Origin of the sequence: Pseudomonas sp. ATCC 43928 (assembly GCF_005938665.2) — a bacterium.
Lineage (GTDB): Bacteria > Pseudomonadota > Gammaproteobacteria > Pseudomonadales > Pseudomonadaceae > Aquipseudomonas.
In genome coordinates, this window is the sequence record NZ_CP041753.1 from 5,798,559 (window position 1) to 5,816,903 (window position 18,345).

Sequence of the window (18,345 nt, forward strand, 5' to 3'; positions counted from 1 at the left end):
CCCCTTCCATTGTGGGAGCCTGCTCGCTCCCACAGGGTTTGTGTCCCGTTTACGGTTTATTCGAACAGTGCGTCGAGGGCCTGTTCCAGGCGCGTCACGGCGATAATCTGCAACCCCGGCGGCGGCTCTTTCGGCGCGTTGCCCTTGGGTACGATGGCGCGTTTGAAGCCGTGCTTGGCCGCCTCTTTCAAGCGCTCCTGGCCACTCGGTACCGGGCGTACTTCACCCGACAACCCGACTTCGCCAAACACCAGCAGATCGTGCGGCAGCGGCCGGTTGCGCAAACTGGACATGACCGCCGCCATCAGCGCCAGATCAGAAGCGGTTTCCAGGACCTTCACACCGCCGACCACGTTGAGGAACACGTCCTGATCGTGGGTCGGGATGCCGCCGTGGCGGTGCAAAACCGCCAACAACATGGCCAGGCGATTCTGATCCAGACCGAGCGTCACCCGGCGCGGGTTGGCCAGGTGGCTGTCATCTACCAGCGCCTGGACTTCCACCAGCATCGGCCGGGTGCCTTCCCACGTGGCCATGACCACACTGCCCGGGACTTCTTCCTGAGCGCGTGTCAGGAAAATCGCCGAAGGGTTGGAGACTTCTTTCAGTCCTTTGTCGGTCATGCCGAACACGCCCAGTTCATTCACCGCGCCGAACCGGTTTTTCACCGCCCGCAGCAAACGCAGGCGCCCATCGGATTCGCCTTCGAAATACAGAACGGTGTCGACCATGTGCTCCAGCACTCGGGGGCCGGCCAGCGCACCTTCTTTAGTGACATGGCCCACGAGGAAAATCGCCGTGCCGCTTTGCTTGGCGTAACGCACCAGCAATGCCGCACTTTCGCGCACCTGGGAGACGCCCCCCGGTGCCGACTGCAGTTGCTCGGTGAAGATCGTCTGAATCGAGTCGATCACCATCACCTTGGGCTTTTCCTGCCGGGCGGTGGCAATGATGGTTTCAATACAGGTTTCAGTCATCACCCGCAGTTGATCCTGAGGCAAGCCCAGCCGCCGGGCACGCATGGCCACTTGTTGCTGGGACTCTTCGCCGGTGACATACAGCGCCGGCATGCTCTTGGCGAGGTTGCACAAGGTTTGCAACAGAATCGTCGACTTGCCGATGCCGGGGTCACCACCGATCAACACCACCGAGCCATCCACCAGGCCCCCACCCAAAACTCGATCGAGCTCACTGGACGCCGTGGAAAAACGCGGAATTTCTTCGACGCTGACTTCGGCCAGGGTCTTGATCTGTGCCTGCTGGCCGGTCCAACCGGTGCGACCGCTGGGGGCCGCGGCGGCGCCACTCTCCACCATGGTTTCGGTCAGCGTGTTCCAGGCTCCGCATTCGCCGCACTGGCCGGCCCACTTGGGGAAGGTTGAGCCACACTCGGTGCAGCCGTACATGCGCTTGGCCTTGGCCATCTGAACTCCCGGCAAAAACCGCGATGATAGCTCAGCTGACGCGGATCAGCGCGGCGCCGCCGTGCGGATTTCACCGCTGGCCAGACGCGCGGCACTGTTGCCCAACGGATCCTCGGCGTTCAGGTCCGCCCCTTTGGCCTTGAGTGCGTCGAGCAACTCGACGCGCTTGAACAACCCGGCATACATTGCGGCAGTCTGCCCGGCGCCGTTGCGTTGGTCGGGGCTACAATTGGCGGCCAGCAGGGTTCGAGCGATCTGCACTTCGCCTTTGAAAATCGCGCCCATCAGCGCGGTATTGCCGCGTTGGTCCTGAGCGCAGGCGTCCGCCCCGGCCGCCAACAAGCGCTCCACGGCAGCCCCCTGACCGTGATAGGCGGCCAGTATCAACGCGGTGTAACCCTTGCTGTCGCGGGTGTCGAGGGAATAGCCGGCCTCGATGAAGGTATCGAGCATCGGCACATCCCCCCTTCGGGCGGCATCGAAATAGTAATCCTGCAATTGCGCTTTCAGCGCCTCGGGGTCCTTCGAGACTTGCGCGTCAGGCCCGGCAAATACACCGAACGACACGCACGCCAGAAACACAGACAGATAAACACGCATGGCGGGACTCCTTGGTCAGACGGGACCCCGTACGAGGCCCCGCTTCAGGCAGATAGATCAGTCGACCAGTTTGGCCGCCAACGCCTTGACCCGGGCCAGATCACCCTTGGCCACTTTGGTTACGCCTGTCCCGTATTCCGGGTCGGCCTTGTAGAGGAAGGACAGAATGATGTGCTTGCTCTCGTCATCGGTGGTGGCCAGGGAGCCGCCGAAGCTGTCGATCAGGTCCTGACGTTCCTTCTGGTTGAACGAGCGATACAGATCACCGGCCTGCTTGAAGTTCTGCTCACGTTGAATCTTCGCCTGCTGCGTGCTGCCCGACAGAGTCGACTGGCTGTAACGCGCGGTTTGCGGCTCCTCACGGGACAGCAGACGGCTCGGCTGGTAATTCACCCCCGTGCTGCTGGCGCCGATGTTCATCGCACCATCCTGATTACCGTTGTTCACGGCGACTTTCGGTGCGTTGATCGGCAACTGCAGTGCATTGGCCCCCAGGCGATACAGTTGGGTATCGGCATACGAGAACACTCGCCCCTGCAATAAGCGATCTTCCGAAGGCTCGATACCCGGAACCAAGTTGGCCGGTGCCATCGCCACTTGTTCGGTTTCCTGGAATACATTCGCCGGATTACGGTTCAATACCATCTGTCCAACTTTTCGCTCAGGAACACCGGGCCAGATCTTGGTGGCGTCCAATGGATCGAAATCAAACTTGGACAAATCTTGAGGATTTAGAACCTGGACGTACAAGTCCCACTTCGGAAAGTCCCCCTTGTTAATATGAGCAACCAAGTCGTTGGTCATATGACTGTAATCTTGACCTTGAACATTGGCGACTTCTTTAGGAGTGAGATTTTTTATTCCCTGCAAACTTTTCCAGTGAAACTTTACATAGTGAACTTCGCCCTGGGCGTTAACCAACTTGTAGGCATGTACACTGTTGCCGTCCATCTCCCGATAACTGGCCGGGGTGCCGGAGTTGGAATACAACTCGGTCAAGGTGCGAGTGGCTTCCGGAACATGAGAGAAGAAATCGAAACGACGGGAGTCATCGTCAAGATTGGTGCGCGGGTCCGGCTTGAAGGCATGGACCATGTCCGGAAACTTGATGGCGTCCCGAATGAAGAAGGTCGGGAAATTGTTGCCGACCAGGTCCCAGTTACCGTCGGCGGTGTAGAACTTGGTGGCGAACCCCCGCGGGTCACGCAGGGTTTCCGGGGAGTGGTTGCCATGGACCACTGCGGAGAAACGCACAAATACTGGCGTGCTCTGGCCGCCGGCGAATACCTTGGCCTTGGTCAAGTCACTGAGGTCGTCAGTCACGGTGAACGTGCCATGGGCGCCGGTGCCACGGGCATGCACCACACGCTCAGGAATGCGTTCACGGTCGAAACGCTGGAGCTTCTGAATCAACTGTACGTCTTGCAACAGCACCGGCCCGGTCGCGCCGGCGGTTTGCGAGTTCTGGTTGTCGCCGACAGCGGCACCATTATCACGGGTCAACGTCGCAGCGTTGATGGAGAAGGACAGCAGGCTGACGCTCAGAACGCCGAAGGTACGACGAAGGGGAAAAGCCCCGAGGCCAAGGGGAGTTGTCATGGAAGTTTCCTCTGGTTTTATTAAGCGCATCCTGGTGCGCACCACAGAGGCTAGTGACCCAAAGGCCAAAACATAAATAGAAATCCCGTACCGGGCCGATAGCGAAAAGGTTCTGGAAAGCCCGGTCTAGAGCGGGTAGACGCGCGCGAAGAGTGGCATTTTGTAAACTAATTGCCGGAAGATGTGTCGATAGACACGAGCATTGTAAGAAGGCGTTTCAAGCAAGGGATGCTTTGCTGATTTACACTGCGCTCACCAACCTCATCTGTAACAAGGAAATAACCTATGGGCGTGATAAGTGAGTTCAAGGCCTTCGCGGTCAAAGGTAATGTGGTCGACATGGCCGTCGGTATTATCATCGGCGCCGCCTTCGGCAAAATCGTTACGTCATTTGTCGGCGACGTGGTGATGCCACCCATCGGACTGCTGATCGGTGGGGTGGACTTCAGTGACCTGGCCATTACGCTCAAGGCTGCCAACGGTGATGTCCCGGCGGTGATGCTGGCCTACGGCAAGTTCATCCAGAGCATGATCGACTTCATCATTGTCGCCTTCGCGATCTTCATGGGCGTCAAGGCCATCAACCGCCTGAAGCGCGAAGAGGCCGTTGCGCCAACCCTGCCGCCGGTTCCGACCAAGGAAGAAGAATTGCTGAGCGAGATCCGCGATCTGCTCAAGGCTCAGAACAATCGGCCCTGATCGCTGATTACCCAGAGAAACGGCGCCTTCGGGGCGCCGTTTGTTTACCAGTAGGTTTCCACCGCCACTTGGCCAGGTCGGCGACTGAGGCTCAAGTGCATGTCCCGTTGTTTCAGCAGCTTACGCGTCTCATCGATCATCTGTGGGTTACCGCAGAGCATCACCCGCGAATGCTCGGCTGTCAGCGCTACACCGGCCGTCTGTTCCAGTTCGCCATTCTCGATGAGGCTGGTGATCCGCCCGTTCAAGGCACCCGGATGCTGTTCGCGGGTGACGGTGGGAATGAATTGCAGTTTGTGCGCGTACTCGGCCAGGTAGTCACGCTGCGCCAGCTCCGCAATCAATGCCTGGTACGCCAGCTCCCGCGCTTCGCGCACGCTGTAGACCAGGATGATTCGTTCGAATTTCTCCCAAACTTCGAAGTCCTGCAGGATCGACAGAAACGGCGCCACGCCCGTGCCTGTGGATAACAACCAGAGATCACGGCCATCGACGAAGCGATCCAGCGTCAGATAACCGAAGGCCTGACGGTCGACCAGCAGCGTATCGCCAGCTTCCAGCCGACACAGCTCACTGGTGAATTCCCCTCCCGGCACAACAATAGAGAAGAACTCGAGGAACTCGTCATAGGGCGAAGAGACCATGGAATAAGCCCGCCATACCGTGCTGCCGTCTGTCTTGGTGACACCCAGCCGGGCGAACTGCCCCGCTCGGAAACGAAAGCCCGCATCCCTGGTGGTACGCAGGGTGAACAGGTTCGGAGTCAACGGCTGGACCTCAAGCAAGGTCTGACGAGTGAATTTTTCAACACTGGCAGTCATGGGCCGCTCCGATCAACAGATGACACCAGTGTCCCCCAAAGCAGACGACGTAAACACCGATGGTTTGTAGTGTTATTCGTGCAGAGACTTGGGCAGTGCAATAAAGAACTAGTACCGGAGTGTTGATTTTGTATAACCCTAAAACAACGCTAAGAACTAGTTATGCAGCTACAGAATTTTTCAAGAGCAAAATAGTTCAGCATGCTTGTAAGAATTCTCCTACACTCTGGGACGTGCCGGATCTTGGATCCAATCGGCACCCCCCCCAAGAAATTCCGCATGGAGTTACCAAATGAAAGTGTGGAAGGAGTCACAGCTAACACAGCTTTCTTGCGCTCAAAAAATAGAGACCGCGTACGAGATATCGCTTAACCTCGTTAAAAATATGGGCTTTAATTTTTGTGCATTTTCAATAACATCCCCAACAACAGGGACACACCGCCATAAGATAATCCTGAATAATTACCCTAGCGAATGGAACACGAAATATCAAAACGAGCATTACGATGCGGTTGATCCAATACTAGCCCACTGCTGCGGCTCCGAAGTACCGATTCTCTGGCAAGAAGAGTGCTATTCAAAAACACCACGGCTGTGGCAAGCGCAAAAAAACCAGGGGTTGCAATACGGTTGGTCCCAATCCGTTCATGATAAGAACGGGCTTTGCAGCATCTTGAGCGTGGCCAGAACCCATTGCCCGATTACCGCGTATGAACTGTACAAAAATCTGGGCTACGCGATGTTTATCAACCGTCACCTGCACGGGATTATCGCGAAAGACCTGCCGGCCTCCTCGCTGAAGCCGCCCACAACGAGTTTGTCATGCAGAGAAATCGAGGTGCTGAAATACTCAGCCGTCGGCAAGACGGCCTGCGAGATCGCAATCATCCTCTGCGTGAGCGAAAGCACTGTGCATTTCCATGTAAAGAACGCCATCCACAAACTTGGCGTCAATAACAAGATCGCGGCGGTGATCAGGGCAGCGAAAGCTGGCGTCATCTGAAACTGTTCGAATCAAGTAATCCCTGCAAGTAATCCAGACCAAAAAAACGTACCATCTGCGCTCCATCCCGAGTGATGTCGTGTGAAGCGTCCACGACGCAGTCCGCTCGGATGGCTCCGCCCGCTACAACGTCCGGCGGCCACTCGTTGATTATCTCCGCTGACTACCCAGAGCCCTCCGCCTCATGCCTCTGCTCGAAACTTCTTTCGCCCAACTCGACCTGATCCGCCAGCCAGAACAGCAGAACGAACCACTGCAAGCGTTTGATGCCGCAGACGAATACCTGCTCAATCATCTGGCCGGGCAACAACCGACGGCTGATACTCGCGTACTGGTGCTCAACGACAGCTTCGGCGCATTGGCCGTTAGCCTGGCGGGCAAGGTCCGAGTGACCAGCAGCGGCGATTCATTTCTGGCCTTTCAGGGGCTCGAAAAAAACCTCACGCGCAATGGCCAGGCGTTTGATGCGGTGCCGAGCGTACCAGCCAGCGAAGCGTTCGTCGGGCCGTTTGACCGAGTATTGATCCGGGTACCGAAAACCCTGGCCTTGCTGGAAGAGCAACTGATCCGGCTACAGGGTCAATTGGCTCCCGGTGCTCAAGTGATTGCCGCCGCGATGGTCAAGCACCTGCCACGTGCCGCGGGCGATCTGCTGGAGCGCTACATCGGCCCGGTGCAAGCCTCGCTGGCCGTGAAGAAGGCTCGGCTGCTGATCGCCACGCCCGAAACCAAAGCCCCCGCTGTCTCTCCATACCCGACGCGCTATCGACTCGACACGCCTGCAATCGAACTGCTCAATCACGCCAACGTGTTCTGTCGCGAAGGGCTGGATATCGGCACGCGAGCCTTTCTGCCGCATTTGCCGAACAACCTCGGCACAGCGCGGGTCGCCGATCTGGGGTGTGGCAACGGCGTGCTGGCGATCGCCAGCGCCCTGCAAAACCCCGAGGCCCATTACACATTGGTGGACGAGTCATTCATGGCCGTGCAATCGGCCGCTGAAAACTGGCGCGCGGCGCTGGGTGATCGTGACGTGATCGTACGTGCCGGCGATGGGTTGGCGGGGCAGGAACCCCAATCCCTCGACGTGGTGCTGTGCAATCCGCCATTCCACCAACAGCAAGTGGTCGGCGATTTCCTGGCCTGGCGGATGTTCCAGCAAGCGCGCGAAGCGCTGGTGGTGGGCGGCGCGCTGTACATCGTCGGCAACCGTCATCTGGGCTATCACAGCAAGCTTGCGCGGCTGTTCCGCGGCGTCGAACAAGTAGCCGCTACTCCCAAGTTCGTGATTCTCAAGGCACGCAAATAAAAGCAGGCAAAAAAAACCCTCCGTCGCAGGAGGGTTAAAAATCCGTGCCGCAAGGCAACGGGATGGGAATTTCAGTGGGTGCTCAGGCCCGCGGCATTCATGAACATGCGCATCAGCGTGGCCACGATGAACAGTGCCCCAACGCTGCCGGCCCAGATCAACGCCAGCCAGCCGAGTCGTTGCCAAAGCGGCTTTTTCTCTGCGGCTTCGATTTCCTGCAAATCAGGTTTGCCAGCCATCATCGCGTTCTCCTCTGCAACGGCGCAGGTATCAACCTTGCGCCGTATTCGTATGGGCTAGTGGTAACCGTCTTCATGGGTGACCTTGCCGCGGAACACGTAGTAGCTCCAGAAGGTGTAACCCAGGATGAACGGGATGATGAACAGCGTGCCCACCAGCATGAAGCCCTGGCTCTGCGGCGGTGCGGCAGCGTCCCAGATCGAGATCGACGGCGGCACGATGTTCGGCCACAGACTGATTCCCAAACCGCTGTAGCCTAAGAAGATCAGCACCAGGGTCAGCAGGAATGGCGTGTAATGCGCATTGCGAGCCACCGCGCGAATCAGACCGTACAGGGTTACCAGCACCAGAATCGGCACCGGCAGGAACCAGAACAGATTAGGCAGGGTGAACCAGCGTGCGGCGATCTCGGCGTGGGCCAACGGCGTCCAGACGCTGACGATGCCAATCACCGCCAGCAACACGAAGGCCAATGGTCGCGCCAGGTCATGCATCTGCTCCTGCAGCTTGCCTTCGGTCTTCATGATCAGCCAGGTGCAACCGAGCAGCGCATAAGCCACGACCAGCGCCGCGCCACAGAACATCGTGAACGGCGTCAGCCAGTCGAGTGAACCACCGGCAAACTGACGATTGACCACCGGCAGCCCATCGATGAACGCACCCAATGCCACGCCCTGGAAGAAGGTCGCGGCGATCGAACCACCGATGAATGCCTTGTCCCACAAGTGGCGCTTGGCGTCCTTGGCCTTGAAGCGAAACTCAAAGGCCACGCCACGGAAAATCAGCCCGATCAGCATGAAAATCAGCGGCAGGTACAACGCCGAGAGCACCACCGAATAGGCCAGCGGGAAGGCGCCGAACAATGCCGCGCCGCCCAATACCAACCAGGTTTCGTTGCCGTCCCAGACCGGGGCGACGGTGTTCATCATCACGTCACGGTCGGTCTTGCCCTTGATGAACGGAAAAAGAATCCCGATCCCCAGGTCGAAGCCGTCCATGACCACGTACATCATGATGCCGAAGATGATGATCACGGCCCAGATCAGCGGAAGATCAATACCCATGATTCAAATCTCCTTGGTCAGGCTGTGGTTGTGATCGCCGTCACCGTTGTCGTCGGCGGCGGACAGCGGACGGGCCGGCGTGCGCTTCTGGCCAGGACCGCCTTCGTTGGTTTCCTTGCCTTCGTCGATCTTCGGCCCTTTGCGCACCAGGCGCATCATGTAACCAAGACCGGCACCAAACAGCGCGAAATACACCACGACGAACATGATCAAGGTGATGCTCATCTGCACGAAGCTATGCCCGGAGGACGCATCCGCCGTGCGCATCAAGCCGTAGACCACCCACGGTTGACGGCCGATTTCAGTGGTGAACCAGCCAGCGAGAATCGCGATCAGGCCGGATGGGCCCATCCACAGCGCCAGGTACAGGAACGGACGCGAGGTATACAGCGTGTCGCGCTTGCGCAGCCACAGGCTCCACAAACCGGTGAAGATCATCAGGAAACCCAGGCCGACCATGACCCGGAACGACCAGAACACGATGGTCGAATTCGGCCGGTCTTCAGGCGGGAACTCCTTGAGCGCCGGCACCTGTTTGTCCAGGGTGTGGGTCAGGATCAAGCTGCCCAGGTACGGAATCTCGACCGCGAATTTGGTCTTTTCGGCTTTCATGTCCGGCCAGCCGAACAGGATCAACGGGGTCGGCTCATCGCCGACATTTTCCCAGTGACCTTCAATCGCAGCGATTTTCGCCGGCTGGTGCTCGAGGGTATTGAGGCCGTGGAAGTCACCGATGACGGCCTGAATCGGCGCCACGATCAGTGCCATCCACATGGCCATCGAGAGCATGGTGCGGATGGCCGGGTTGTCCTTGCCGCGCAGCAAATGCCAGGCCGCCGACGAACCGACGAAGAAGGCGGTAGCGACGAACGCCGCCGTGGCCATGTGCATCAGGCGGTAAGGGAACGACGGGTTGAAAATGATCGCCAGCCAGTCCACTGGAATGACTTGGCCGTTGACGATTTCGTAGCCCTGCGGGGTCTGCATCCAACTGTTGGAGGCGAGAATCCAGAAGGTCGAGATCAGGGTACCGATGGCGACCATGACGGTGGCGAAGAAGTGCAGCTTGCGCCCGACCCTGTTCCAGCCGAACAGCATGACGCCGAGGAAGCCGGCTTCGAGGAAGAACGCAGTGAGTACCTCGTAGGTCAGCAACGGCCCGGTCACGGAACCGGCGAAATCCGAGAAGCGGCTCCAGTTGGTGCCGAACTGATAGGCCATGACCAGGCCGGACACCACGCCCATGCCGAAGTTGACGGCAAAGATCTTCGACCAGAAATGGTACAGATCGCGGTAAGTGTCGTTGTGCGTCTTCAGCCACAGGCCTTCGAGTACCGCCAGGTAACTCGCCAGGCCAATGGTGATGGCCGGGAACAGGATGTGGAACGAAATGGTGAACGCGAACTGAATCCGGGCGAGATCAAGCGCCTCCAAACCGAACATAAGTCTTCCTCTGTCAGGTAATACTGGCTGAAGGCTTGCGGCCTGCACCCACTGCCCCCACGGTTATGGAGTGTGGCGAATTTGAACTCGTTCTTTTTCTACCATCATCACAACGTAGGGAATCTGGCCATCTGGCCACCGGATCATTTCCACGAAGGGTCTTGATCTGGATCAAGCAACGTTGAAAGAGTAGTCGCATTTTTGCCGATGGACGGTGTGGTCTATTGCCGCGTGACAGGTTGCCTCACGGGTTTGGTCATGCGTTGCAATGAATTCCCTGTGGCGAGGGAGCTTGCTCCCGCTCGGCTGCGCAGCAGTCGTAAAACCGGGTAACGCGATGTGCCTGTGGTATGGGGTAGCAGGTTCGGGGCTGCTTCGCATCCCAGCGGGAGCAAGCTCCCTCGCCACAGGGTATTTGTATGTTCTGTGGGATCGGTGTCTAGCTAACTAAATTTTCCGTGCTCGCAACTCCTGGTTACAGGTTGGTGATAATCTCGCCCTTCCCCTCACCCAGACTTGCCTTCAGATGCCCAGCCAAGCGCCCCTGCTGTTACGTCATCACCGCCCTTTTATTGCGTTCTGGCTGGCTCGGGTATTTACCGCCAGCGGTTTTCAAATGCTGACCGTGGCCATCGGCTGGAATCTGTATCAACTGACCGGCAATGTGCTCGATCTGGGTCTGGTGGGTCTGGTGGAATTTGCCCCGCGGGTGTTGTTCATGCTGCACACCGGGCATGTGGCGGATCGCTATGACCGGCGCAAGGTCGCGGCGATCTGTCAGTCCGTGCAAGCGCTGATCGCCCTGTCGCTGGCCATCGGCAGCGCGACTGACCATGTCACCCGGGAGATGATCTTCATCCTCGCATTCCTGCTCGGCGCCGCCCGCTCCTTCGAGATGCCAACCACCCAGGCCTTGCTGCCGAGCATCGTCCCCAGTGCCTTATTCCCGCGCGCGGTTGCTGCCGCGCAATCTGCGCAGCAATCGGCCACCATCGTTGCCCCGGCGCTGGGCGGTTTGCTTTACGCCTTCGGCAGCGTCTGGGTGTATGGCCCGACGGTGATCCTCTACCTCATCGCCTGCGCGCTGATGCTTAACCTACCGGCTCGGCAGACACCGTTGAACAAGGGCAAGGCAACCCTGGATTCGCTGCTCGCAGGCATCCGCTTCATTCGCAGCCGTCCGGATATTCTCGGGGCGATTTCCCTGGATCTGTTTGCCGTCTTGCTGGGTGGCGCGACTGCGCTGCTGCCGGTGTTCGCCAAAGATATTCTGCTGACCGGCCCTTGGGGTCTGGGCCTGCTGCGTTCGGCCCCGGCGGTGGGCGCACTGCTGATGTCGCTGTTTCTGGCGCGATTTGCCGTGGAACGCAACGTCGGACGGGTGATGTTTACCGCCGTGGGTGTATTCGGCGTGGCAACCATCGCTTTCGGCCTGTCGACTTCGTTCTGGTTCTCTCTCGCTGTGTTGGTGGTTTTAGGCGCGGCAGACATGATCAGCATGGTGATCCGCGCCTCGTTCGTGCAGCTGGAAACTCCGGACGAGATGCGCGGCCGGGTCAGTGCCGTGAATGGCTTGTTCATCGGTGCTTCGAATCAGCTCGGCGAATTCGAGTCTGGCTTGACGGCCCACTGGTTCGGCACCGTACCGGCCGTGGTGATGGGCGGCATCGGCACACTGATGGTGACCGGGGTCTGGGTCAAACTGTTCCCGACCCTGGCCAACCGCGACCGCATGCATGTGCCGGTGGAAGAGGTCAGGGCCTGAAGCCGTCTTCTACACCAGCAATTCCCCCGCCACCGTCGACCGCGTGGCTTTGCCGCAGAGTTGCTCCACCAGCGTCAGCGCAAACTCCAACGCGGCGCCCGAACCCTGGGCGGTGATGCAGTTGCCATCGACCACCACCGGTTGATCGACGAAGTTGCAGCCCGACAATTGATGGCTGACGGAAGGCAGGCACGTCATGCGCCGCTGACGCAGCACGCCAAAAGTCTGCAGCGCCAGCGCCGGCGCTTCGGCAATGCCGGCGAACAAGCGTCCGGCGGCGACCTGGTCCTTGATCAATTGTCGCAGGGGTTGGTGGGCCGCCAAATGCTGCGCCCCCACGGCGCCGCCGGGCAAAACGATCAAGTCGAAGGGTTGGGCCAGCAAATCGACCAGCATCGCATCAGCGGTCAGGCGGGTGCCGCGAGCGCAGGTCAGCATGCGCCGCGACTCGATACTGGCCACCACCACTTCAACCTTGGCGCGGCGCAGAACATCGATCAGGGTCACGGTTTGCAGATCGTCGATGCCCTCGGCGAGGGTAATCAGGGCTCTAAAGGTCATGGGCGCGGTCCAGAGAATGATCTTTAAAGCGTAGTCAGCTTTCCTGCCCCTTGTTCGAGCCTGGCCGTTACTTGATGTAAAGCTGCGTCGACATCGTGTTGCCCGGCGCGTTGATGGAGGTATTGCTGAATGTGAAGATGCCGTCCTGCTTGCCTGCCAGGTTAAAGATGTACAGATAGCCGACAGTTTTTTTCCCGGCTGAGCACTCGGTCAGGTTGCCGGTATCAAAAGCACAGACAGGGGTCCGGGTGCCATCCACTTCGAAACCGTCCAGGGCAACATGGGCTTCGCGACCGTAACCGACTTCCAGCACGTACACCTTGATGTTCGGCCCCTGGTGATCGCAACGGGTCTGCTCCTGCTTGTCCGCAATATCTTCAAAGCCACAGTTGGGCGACTCGACCTTGAGCACCTTGACCTGACTCAGTGGTGGGGCCGTCGCTGCCGAGGCGGTTTGGGCACCCAGGAACAACGCGATCAACATCGTGAATACGGCAACCACGCGCGTGCTCATGTACTTCATATTCCGCCCTTCCCTGCCCTAAAAAAACAGCGCGCAGTATGGCGCAGTTCCCTTTTTGGCAAAACATCGACGACGATCGCAGCCATAAGCAGCCATGGCTCCACGCTGCTGGTATGATGCGCGGCTTTTTCCGACCCACAGAAAATTCCCAGGCGCCTACGGCGGTCTGTGCTTTGCTGTTGAGGTCGATACATTCACGGCGCCGGGCGCGCCACGGGGAGCAGACATGCTGGAAAGGCTGTTTCAACTCAAGGCACACAACACCAACGTGCGGACCGAGATTCTGGCGGGCGTCACGACCTTTTTGGCCATGGCCTACATTCTGTTCGTCAACCCGAGCATCCTCGGCGAGACCGGCATGGACAAAGGCGCGGTGTTTGTCGCCACCTGCCTGGCAGCCGCCATCGGCTCGACGACCATGGGCCTGATCGCCAACTACCCGATCGCGCTGGCACCGGGCATGGGCCTGAACGCCTTCTTCACCTACACCGTGGTCCTGCACATGGGCCACACCTGGCAAGTGGCGCTGGGTGCGGTATTCCTCTCGGCGGTGATGTTTTTCCTGCTGTCGATTTTCCGCATCCGTGAATGGATCATCAACAGCATCCCGTTGGCGCTACGTTCGGCGATTGCCGCCGGCATCGGCCTGTTCCTGGCACTGATCGCCCTGCACAACGCTGGCATCGTCGTCAGCAACCCGGCGACCATGGTCGGCCTCGGCGACCTGAAGCAACCGGCGCCGATCCTCGCAACCCTGGGCTTTGCCCTGATCGTTGCCCTGGAGGCCCTGAAAGTGCGCGGTGCGGTGCTGATCGGCATTCTGTCGGTGACCATCGTTTCCATCCTGCTGGGCTTCAGCCCGTTCGGCGGCGTGATGTCGATGCCACCGTCGCTGGCACCGACCTTCCTGCAACTGGACATCAAAGGCGCACTGGACATCGGTCTGGTCAGCGTGATCTTCGCGTTCCTCTTTGTCGATCTATTCGACAACTCCGGCACCCTGATCGGCGTCGCCAAGCGCGCCGGCCTGATGGGCAAGGACGGCCACATGCCGAAAATGGGTCGTGCCCTGATCGCCGACAGCACCGCGGCCATGGCCGGTTCGTTGCTGGGCACCTCGACCACCACCAGCTATATCGAATCCGCAGCCGGCGTGAGTGCCGGTGGCCGCACCGGCCTGACCGCCGTCGTGGTGGCGATTCTGTTCCTGCTGGCGCTGTTCTTCGCACCACTGGCCGCCAGCGTACCGGCCTTCGCCACCGCACCTGCCTTGCTGTTCGTCGCCGTATTGATGACCTCGGGGCTGGCGGAAATAGACTGGGACGACATCACCGTTGCCGCGCCAGTGGTAGTCACCGCGCTGGCTATGCCATTCACTTACTCCATCGCCAACGGTATCGCGTTCGGATTCATTTCCTGGACCGCCATCAAGTTGCTGTCCGGCCGTGGCCGTGAGCTGAACTCGGCGTTGGTGGTTCTGTCGATTCTGTTCGTGATCAAGTTAGGTTGGTTCAACGCATGACTTTTGATTCCCAGGCCTACGCCGTTCAGCTCGAAGAAAAGGTCACGCGCCTGCGTGATCTGCTGACCCCGTTCGGTGCGCCCGAGCCTGCGGTGTTCGATTCGCCGCTGAAAAACTTCCGCCTGCGTGCCGAATTCCGCCTGTGGCGTGAAGCCGGCGAGCGCCACTACGCAATGTTTTCCCAGGAAGACAAGCGCACGCCGATCCTGATCGAAGAGTTCCCGATCGCAAGCCTGCGCATCAACCAGTTGATGCCGCAGCTCAAGGCGGCGTGGCAAGCGAGTGCTGCCCTGAGCCACAAACTGTTCCAAGTGGAGTTCCTGACCACGCTGGCCGGCGATGCGATGATCACCCTGTGCTACCACCGCCCGCTGGACGAGCACTGGCACGCGGCGGCGTCGAAGCTGGCAGCCGACCTGAACGTCAGCATCATCGGTCGCTCGAAGGGCAAACGCGAAGTGATCGGTCACGATTACGTGGTCGAGCAACTTGAAGTCGGCGGCCGCACCTTCAGCTATCGCCAGCCGGAAGGCGCGTTCACCCAACCCAACGGCACGGTGAACCAGAAGATGCTCAACTGGGCGTATGACGCCCTTGGCGATCGTTCCGACGACTTGCTGGAGCTGTATTGCGGCAACGGCAACTTCACTTTGCCGCTCGCTACGCGCGTGCGCAAAGTGCTGGCCACCGAAATCAGCAAGACCTCGGTCAACGCAGCGCTCAGCAACCTGAGCGAAAACGCGGTGGATAACGTCACGCTGGTGCGTTTGTCTGCCGAAGAATTGACCGAAGCCCTGAACGAAGTTCGCCCGTTCCGTCGCCTGCACGGCATCGACCTCAAGAGCTACGAGTTCGGTAGCGTGTTCGTCGATCCGCCCCGCGCCGGCATGGACCCGGATACTTGCGTACTGACCCGGCGCTTCGACAACATCCTCTACATCTCCTGCAACCCGGAAACCCTCGCGGCCAACATCGCCCAACTAAACGACACTCACCGCATTACTCAATGCGCGATGTTCGACCAGTTCCCGTGGACCCATCACATGGAATCCGGAGTGTTGTTGACCCGTCGTTGATTGCAACCGTTACACAGATCAGCCGTCCTCGGGACGGCTTTTTTGTGGGCGATCAAAGAGCCGCATCGACCTTGCGTGGGCGACCGCCCTTCTTGCCGTTGGCCCGAGCTGCCTCGGCTTTGGCGGTGCTGCTCTGACGGCCATTGCGCGAGGCGACCACCGAGGCCGCCATATCCATCAGCGGTTTGCTCGCCGAAATCAAACCGGCGATGGAGACCTGCAGATCCTTGTCTTCATGAAAAAGCGCGGCTCCGGCGAAACCGATTTTCAAACCGGCGAAATCCTCGGTCTCAAAACCATCGAACTCTGGATAGTTTTTCACTGGCAACAACACACCGCTGCCATCCTCGAAACCGACGGCGAGACATGGATCGAGAAAGATCACCGTCGTTGCGTTCAATCCACTGCGACGGCGTAACTCGCCACTCTCGATCGCTTCGTCCAAAACGCCTTCGGTCACAGGGTGATCTACCTGCATTTTTGCACTTATCGTTTTCATAATTCGATCTCCACGCCCTCCGGTGCTCCCATCAGCGTCAATAAGGTCTTGTTTCCTTCAGGCTCATAGCGAGCCGAACCAATCATGTAAGTCGTGCTGGCAACCCTCTTCATCACGACCACTTCATTGCCCTGCCAATCCCATAACTGATTGTCGAGGCAGGCCGTCTGCAATTTGCTCCACCAGATGCCACGGGCTCGCCGCAAATGGGCAGGTTGCCTGAGCGCCTGGCGTAACCCCTCCAGCATGGCCAGAGGAGGTCTATGCGAATGAGGAATGACATCCCAGAGCTCTACGCCGTTGTGCCAGAAGCTGAACCGAAAGCGTGCGCTCCATGTGCCTCCATCGACGTGAACGTGTGGTGGGCAATGCTCGTCACGCAACATGACTACCAGTGACAATCCCTTGTAGCGGCATACATTCATGCTAACCCATCCGTTAGGTTATAGAATCCGAAGATTCGCCATTCCTTGAAAAATCCGATAACTGGCGCTAACCGTTCGATCAGCTGACCACGTTTGAGCCTAGCGTTTCAGGTCGACTGCCCCCTGCCAATCAGGGCAAAAAAGAGTAAGCAATCCTTTCACTGCCAATATCTGGCCGGTGACGAACTCAACGGCGCTGGTGGTTGAAACGAATCCTGTATTTGTACGCCTGCATTTGATAAATACCACCTCAGGCATCCCATTTGATTCTTGGTGTAATCAATCATGCAGCGACATTTCGACGATCTTCAGCTCGGCAGCATCGAACTGTTTTGCCTGGCCGCCGAAGCGGGCAGCTTTACCGCCGCGGCCCTGGTGGCGGGTGTGACCCCGGCCGCGGTCAGCCGCTCGGTGTCGCGGATGGAAGAACGTCTGGGTGTGCGGCTATTCGCGCGTACCACCCGCAGCGTCAAGCTGACCGACAGTGGCCGGCGCTATTTTGAGGAGTGTCGCCTGGCCCTTGCGCAACTGGTCGAGGCTCAGCGCGAAGTCATGGGCCAACAGCAGGAGCCCTCGGGCACCTTGCGTATCAGCATTCCCACCACCTATGCCCACCACCGCATCCTGCCGCTGCTGCCGGCGTTCCGGGCGCGTTTTCCCGCCGTGAAAGTCGAGGTGCACATCAGCAATCGCAACATCGATTTCGTCGGCGAAGGCTATGACATGGCCATCCGTGTGCGGGCGATTCCCGACTCCGGACTGATTGCCCGGCCACTGGAAGACGCCGCGCTGGTGATGATCGCCAGCCCTGACTATCTGAAGCGTGCCGGCATGCCACAAACCCTGGACGACCTGGCGCACCACGAATGCATCCAGTTCGAGCTACCCAGCAGCGGGCGGCGGATTGCCTGGCTGTTCAACGATAACGGCGTGCCGCTGGAGATTTTGGCCGAAGGTAATTACTGCTGTTCCGATGATGTATTGGGCGGCGTGACGCTGGCGAAACACGGCGCCGGGCTGTTTCAAACCTATCGCTTCATCGTCGAAAACGAACTGGCGGATGGCTCGCTGGTGGAAGTGCTCAAGCCCTATGGCGGGCGCTCCCGCCCCTTCACTTTGCTGTATCCGCAAAGCCGCCATGTGCCGTTGCGGCTCAGGGCGTTTATCGATTTTCTGGTTGAGCGTCTTCCGCGCTGAATGTTCGATCACCGCACAGATAATCCAGGGCCGGCGCCTCCACAATTGACCTTATTAACCAGTTAGTACAATTTATCTCCACAGGCTGAGACCCTCGGCCAATGCCAACAATAATAAGTGGAGAGACCCGATGTCCCCTATCGTTCTGGTGCTCAACGGCCCGAACCTGAACCTGCTCGGTACCCGTGAACCGGCGACTTATGGCCACGAAACCCTGGCGGATATTTCAGCGCTGTGCGGTCGCGCCGCCGAAGAGTTCGGCCTGAAGGTGGAGTTTCGCCAGACCAACCATGAAGGCGAACTGCTCGACTGGATTCATGCCGCCCGTGGCCGCTGCGCCGGGATCGTCATCAATCCGGCTGCCTGGACCCACACCTCGGTCGCCATTCGCGATGCGCTGGTCGCCAGCGAACTGCCCGTGATCGAAGTGCACCTGTCCAACGTCCATGCCCGCGAACCCTTCCGGCATCACTCCTTTGTCTCGTCCATCGCCACGGCGGTGATGTGCGGTTTCGGCAGCCACGGCTATCGTTTGGCGCTGGAGCATTTCAGCCAACGTTTGAAAGGTTAAGCGT

General features: G+C 59.0%; 19 protein-coding genes. 8 read left to right on the forward strand and 11 right to left on the reverse strand.

The genetic code is table 11. The features are described from left to right. Window positions 1-56: 56 nt before the first annotated feature. From radA to katB, 3 genes are read right to left on the reverse strand one after another with little or no spacing between them, the layout of a single operon-like run. On the reverse strand, window positions 57-1,424 hold the full coding sequence (gene radA, locus FFH90_RS26690; protein WP_064620495.1) for a DNA repair protein RadA: 1,368 nt from the start codon (window positions 1,422-1,424) through the stop codon (window positions 57-59). Between the two features lie 45 nt (window positions 1,425-1,469). Next, window positions 1,470-2,024 carry an ankyrin repeat domain-containing protein gene (locus FFH90_RS26695; RefSeq protein ID WP_111454233.1) on the reverse strand — a complete coding sequence of 185 codons (555 nt, stop codon included), beginning with the start codon at window positions 2,022-2,024 and terminating at the stop codon, window positions 1,470-1,472. A gap of 57 nt (window positions 2,025-2,081) precedes the next feature. Next, a complete protein-coding gene (gene katB / locus FFH90_RS26700; RefSeq protein WP_018925820.1) occupies window positions 2,082-3,623 on the reverse strand; it encodes a catalase KatB in 1,542 nt (513 codons plus the stop codon). Window positions 3,624-3,908: 285 nt separating this feature from the next. Here katB and mscL point away from each other — a divergent pair, with 285 nt between their 5' ends. Next, complete coding sequence (mscL, locus tag FFH90_RS26705) at window positions 3,909-4,322, forward strand: large-conductance mechanosensitive channel protein MscL (protein WP_111454232.1); 414 nt, start codon at window positions 3,909-3,911, stop codon at window positions 4,320-4,322. Window positions 4,323-4,366: 44 nt separating this feature from the next. Here the strand turns inward: mscL and FFH90_RS26710 are convergent, their stop codons facing one another. Further along, the gene (locus FFH90_RS26710; protein ID WP_111454231.1) at window positions 4,367-5,143 is read right to left on the reverse strand and encodes a ferredoxin--NADP reductase; all 777 of its coding nucleotides are present in this window, start codon (window positions 5,141-5,143) and stop codon (window positions 4,367-4,369) included. Between the two features lie 292 nt (window positions 5,144-5,435). Between FFH90_RS26710 and FFH90_RS26715 the strand changes: the two genes are divergently transcribed. Together FFH90_RS26715 and FFH90_RS26720 are read left to right on the forward strand one after the other, a co-directional pair. Continuing rightward, window positions 5,436-6,146, forward strand: coding sequence for an autoinducer binding domain-containing protein (locus FFH90_RS26715; protein WP_138866336.1), 711 nt, complete (start codon window positions 5,436-5,438; stop codon window positions 6,144-6,146). 184 nt (window positions 6,147-6,330) lie between these two features. Next, window positions 6,331-7,455 carry a class I SAM-dependent methyltransferase gene (locus FFH90_RS26720; protein ID WP_111454229.1) on the forward strand — a complete coding sequence of 375 codons (1,125 nt, stop codon included), beginning with the start codon at window positions 6,331-6,333 and terminating at the stop codon, window positions 7,453-7,455. Between the two features lie 71 nt (window positions 7,456-7,526). On the opposite strand, the gene FFH90_RS26725 is transcribed toward FFH90_RS26720, so the two are convergent. From FFH90_RS26725 to FFH90_RS26735, 3 genes are read right to left on the reverse strand one after another with little or no spacing between them, the layout of a single operon-like run. Continuing rightward, window positions 7,527-7,694, reverse strand: coding sequence for a DUF2474 domain-containing protein (locus FFH90_RS26725; RefSeq protein WP_081625770.1), 168 nt, complete (start codon window positions 7,692-7,694; stop codon window positions 7,527-7,529). A 57-nt stretch (window positions 7,695-7,751) separates the two neighbouring features. Then, complete coding sequence (gene cydB / locus FFH90_RS26730; RefSeq protein ID WP_018925814.1) at window positions 7,752-8,759, reverse strand: cytochrome d ubiquinol oxidase subunit II; 1,008 nt, start codon at window positions 8,757-8,759, stop codon at window positions 7,752-7,754. A gap of 3 nt (window positions 8,760-8,762) precedes the next feature. Continuing rightward, entirely contained in the window at window positions 8,763-10,202 is a 1,440-nt protein-coding gene (locus FFH90_RS26735) for a cytochrome ubiquinol oxidase subunit I (protein WP_018925813.1), read from the reverse strand. A gap of 526 nt (window positions 10,203-10,728) precedes the next feature. Here FFH90_RS26735 and FFH90_RS26745 point away from each other — a divergent pair. Beyond that, on the forward strand, window positions 10,729-11,967 hold the full coding sequence (locus FFH90_RS26745) for an MFS transporter (RefSeq protein ID WP_019650936.1): 1,239 nt from the start codon (window positions 10,729-10,731) through the stop codon (window positions 11,965-11,967). Between the two features lie 9 nt (window positions 11,968-11,976). On the opposite strand, the gene FFH90_RS26750 is transcribed toward FFH90_RS26745, so the two are convergent. Further along, complete coding sequence (locus tag FFH90_RS26750; RefSeq protein WP_138866338.1) at window positions 11,977-12,528, reverse strand: DJ-1 family glyoxalase III; 552 nt, start codon at window positions 12,526-12,528, stop codon at window positions 11,977-11,979. A gap of 67 nt (window positions 12,529-12,595) precedes the next feature. Then, on the reverse strand, window positions 12,596-13,051 hold the full coding sequence (locus tag FFH90_RS26755; protein ID WP_138866339.1) for a DUF4879 domain-containing protein: 456 nt from the start codon (window positions 13,049-13,051) through the stop codon (window positions 12,596-12,598). 226 nt (window positions 13,052-13,277) lie between these two features. Between FFH90_RS26755 and FFH90_RS26760 the strand changes: the two genes are divergently transcribed. Together FFH90_RS26760 and trmA are read left to right on the forward strand one after the other, a co-directional pair. Next, on the forward strand, window positions 13,278-14,573 hold the full coding sequence (locus tag FFH90_RS26760; protein WP_018925809.1) for an NCS2 family permease: 1,296 nt from the start codon (window positions 13,278-13,280) through the stop codon (window positions 14,571-14,573). Continuing rightward, window positions 14,570-15,649 (forward strand): tRNA (uridine(54)-C5)-methyltransferase TrmA, encoded by a 1,080-nt coding sequence (gene trmA, locus FFH90_RS26765; RefSeq protein WP_138866340.1) that lies wholly within the window; start codon window positions 14,570-14,572, stop codon window positions 15,647-15,649. Before FFH90_RS26760 ends, trmA begins: the two co-directional genes overlap by 4 nt. Before the next feature lie 52 nt (window positions 15,650-15,701). Here trmA and FFH90_RS26770 read toward each other — a convergent pair whose 3' ends face one another. Both FFH90_RS26770 and FFH90_RS26775 read right to left on the reverse strand, forming a co-directional pair. Further along, window positions 15,702-16,148 (reverse strand): DUF2442 domain-containing protein, encoded by a 447-nt coding sequence (locus FFH90_RS26770; protein WP_018925807.1) that lies wholly within the window; start codon window positions 16,146-16,148, stop codon window positions 15,702-15,704. Then, window positions 16,145-16,573, reverse strand: coding sequence for a hypothetical protein (locus FFH90_RS26775; RefSeq protein ID WP_026346000.1), 429 nt, complete (start codon window positions 16,571-16,573; stop codon window positions 16,145-16,147). The genes FFH90_RS26770 and FFH90_RS26775 overlap by 4 nt, the downstream gene beginning before the upstream one ends. 285 nt (window positions 16,574-16,858) lie before the next feature. Here FFH90_RS26775 and FFH90_RS26780 point away from each other — a divergent pair, with 285 nt between their 5' ends. Then, the gene (locus FFH90_RS26780; RefSeq protein WP_018925805.1) at window positions 16,859-17,770 is read left to right on the forward strand and encodes a LysR family transcriptional regulator; all 912 of its coding nucleotides are present in this window, start codon (window positions 16,859-16,861) and stop codon (window positions 17,768-17,770) included. A gap of 130 nt (window positions 17,771-17,900) precedes the next feature. Next, on the forward strand, window positions 17,901-18,341 hold the full coding sequence (aroQ, locus tag FFH90_RS26785; protein ID WP_007937291.1) for a type II 3-dehydroquinate dehydratase: 441 nt from the start codon (window positions 17,901-17,903) through the stop codon (window positions 18,339-18,341). Window positions 18,342-18,345: the final 4 nt, after the last annotated feature.

Coding starts and splice junctions, on each gene's coding strand:
- radA (WP_064620495.1), bottom strand. CDS start 1,424: ATGGCCAAGGCCAAGCGCATGTACGGCTGCACCGAGTGTGGCTCAACC.
- FFH90_RS26695 (WP_111454233.1), bottom strand. CDS start 2,024: ATGCGTGTTTATCTGTCTGTGTTTCTGGCGTGCGTGTCGTTCGGTGTA.
- katB (WP_018925820.1), bottom strand. CDS start 3,623: ATGACAACTCCCCTTGGCCTCGGGGCTTTTCCCCTTCGTCGTACCTTC.
- mscL (WP_111454232.1), top strand. CDS start 3,909: ATGGGCGTGATAAGTGAGTTCAAGGCCTTCGCGGTCAAAGGTAATGTG.
- FFH90_RS26710 (WP_111454231.1), bottom strand. CDS start 5,143: ATGACTGCCAGTGTTGAAAAATTCACTCGTCAGACCTTGCTTGAGGTC.
- FFH90_RS26715 (WP_138866336.1), top strand. CDS start 5,436: ATGAAAGTGTGGAAGGAGTCACAGCTAACACAGCTTTCTTGCGCTCAA.
- FFH90_RS26720 (WP_111454229.1), top strand. CDS start 6,331: ATGCCTCTGCTCGAAACTTCTTTCGCCCAACTCGACCTGATCCGCCAG.
- FFH90_RS26725 (WP_081625770.1), bottom strand. CDS start 7,694: ATGGCTGGCAAACCTGATTTGCAGGAAATCGAAGCCGCAGAGAAAAAG.
- cydB (WP_018925814.1), bottom strand. CDS start 8,759: ATGGGTATTGATCTTCCGCTGATCTGGGCCGTGATCATCATCTTCGGC.
- FFH90_RS26735 (WP_018925813.1), bottom strand. CDS start 10,202: ATGTTCGGTTTGGAGGCGCTTGATCTCGCCCGGATTCAGTTCGCGTTC.
- FFH90_RS26745 (WP_019650936.1), top strand. CDS start 10,729: ATGCCCAGCCAAGCGCCCCTGCTGTTACGTCATCACCGCCCTTTTATT.
- FFH90_RS26750 (WP_138866338.1), bottom strand. CDS start 12,528: ATGACCTTTAGAGCCCTGATTACCCTCGCCGAGGGCATCGACGATCTG.
- FFH90_RS26755 (WP_138866339.1), bottom strand. CDS start 13,051: ATGAAGTACATGAGCACGCGCGTGGTTGCCGTATTCACGATGTTGATC.
- FFH90_RS26760 (WP_018925809.1), top strand. CDS start 13,278: ATGCTGGAAAGGCTGTTTCAACTCAAGGCACACAACACCAACGTGCGG.
- trmA (WP_138866340.1), top strand. CDS start 14,570: ATGACTTTTGATTCCCAGGCCTACGCCGTTCAGCTCGAAGAAAAGGTC.
- FFH90_RS26770 (WP_018925807.1), bottom strand. CDS start 16,148: ATGAAAACGATAAGTGCAAAAATGCAGGTAGATCACCCTGTGACCGAA.
- FFH90_RS26775 (WP_026346000.1), bottom strand. CDS start 16,573: ATGAATGTATGCCGCTACAAGGGATTGTCACTGGTAGTCATGTTGCGT.
- FFH90_RS26780 (WP_018925805.1), top strand. CDS start 16,859: ATGCAGCGACATTTCGACGATCTTCAGCTCGGCAGCATCGAACTGTTT.
- aroQ (WP_007937291.1), top strand. CDS start 17,901: ATGTCCCCTATCGTTCTGGTGCTCAACGGCCCGAACCTGAACCTGCTC.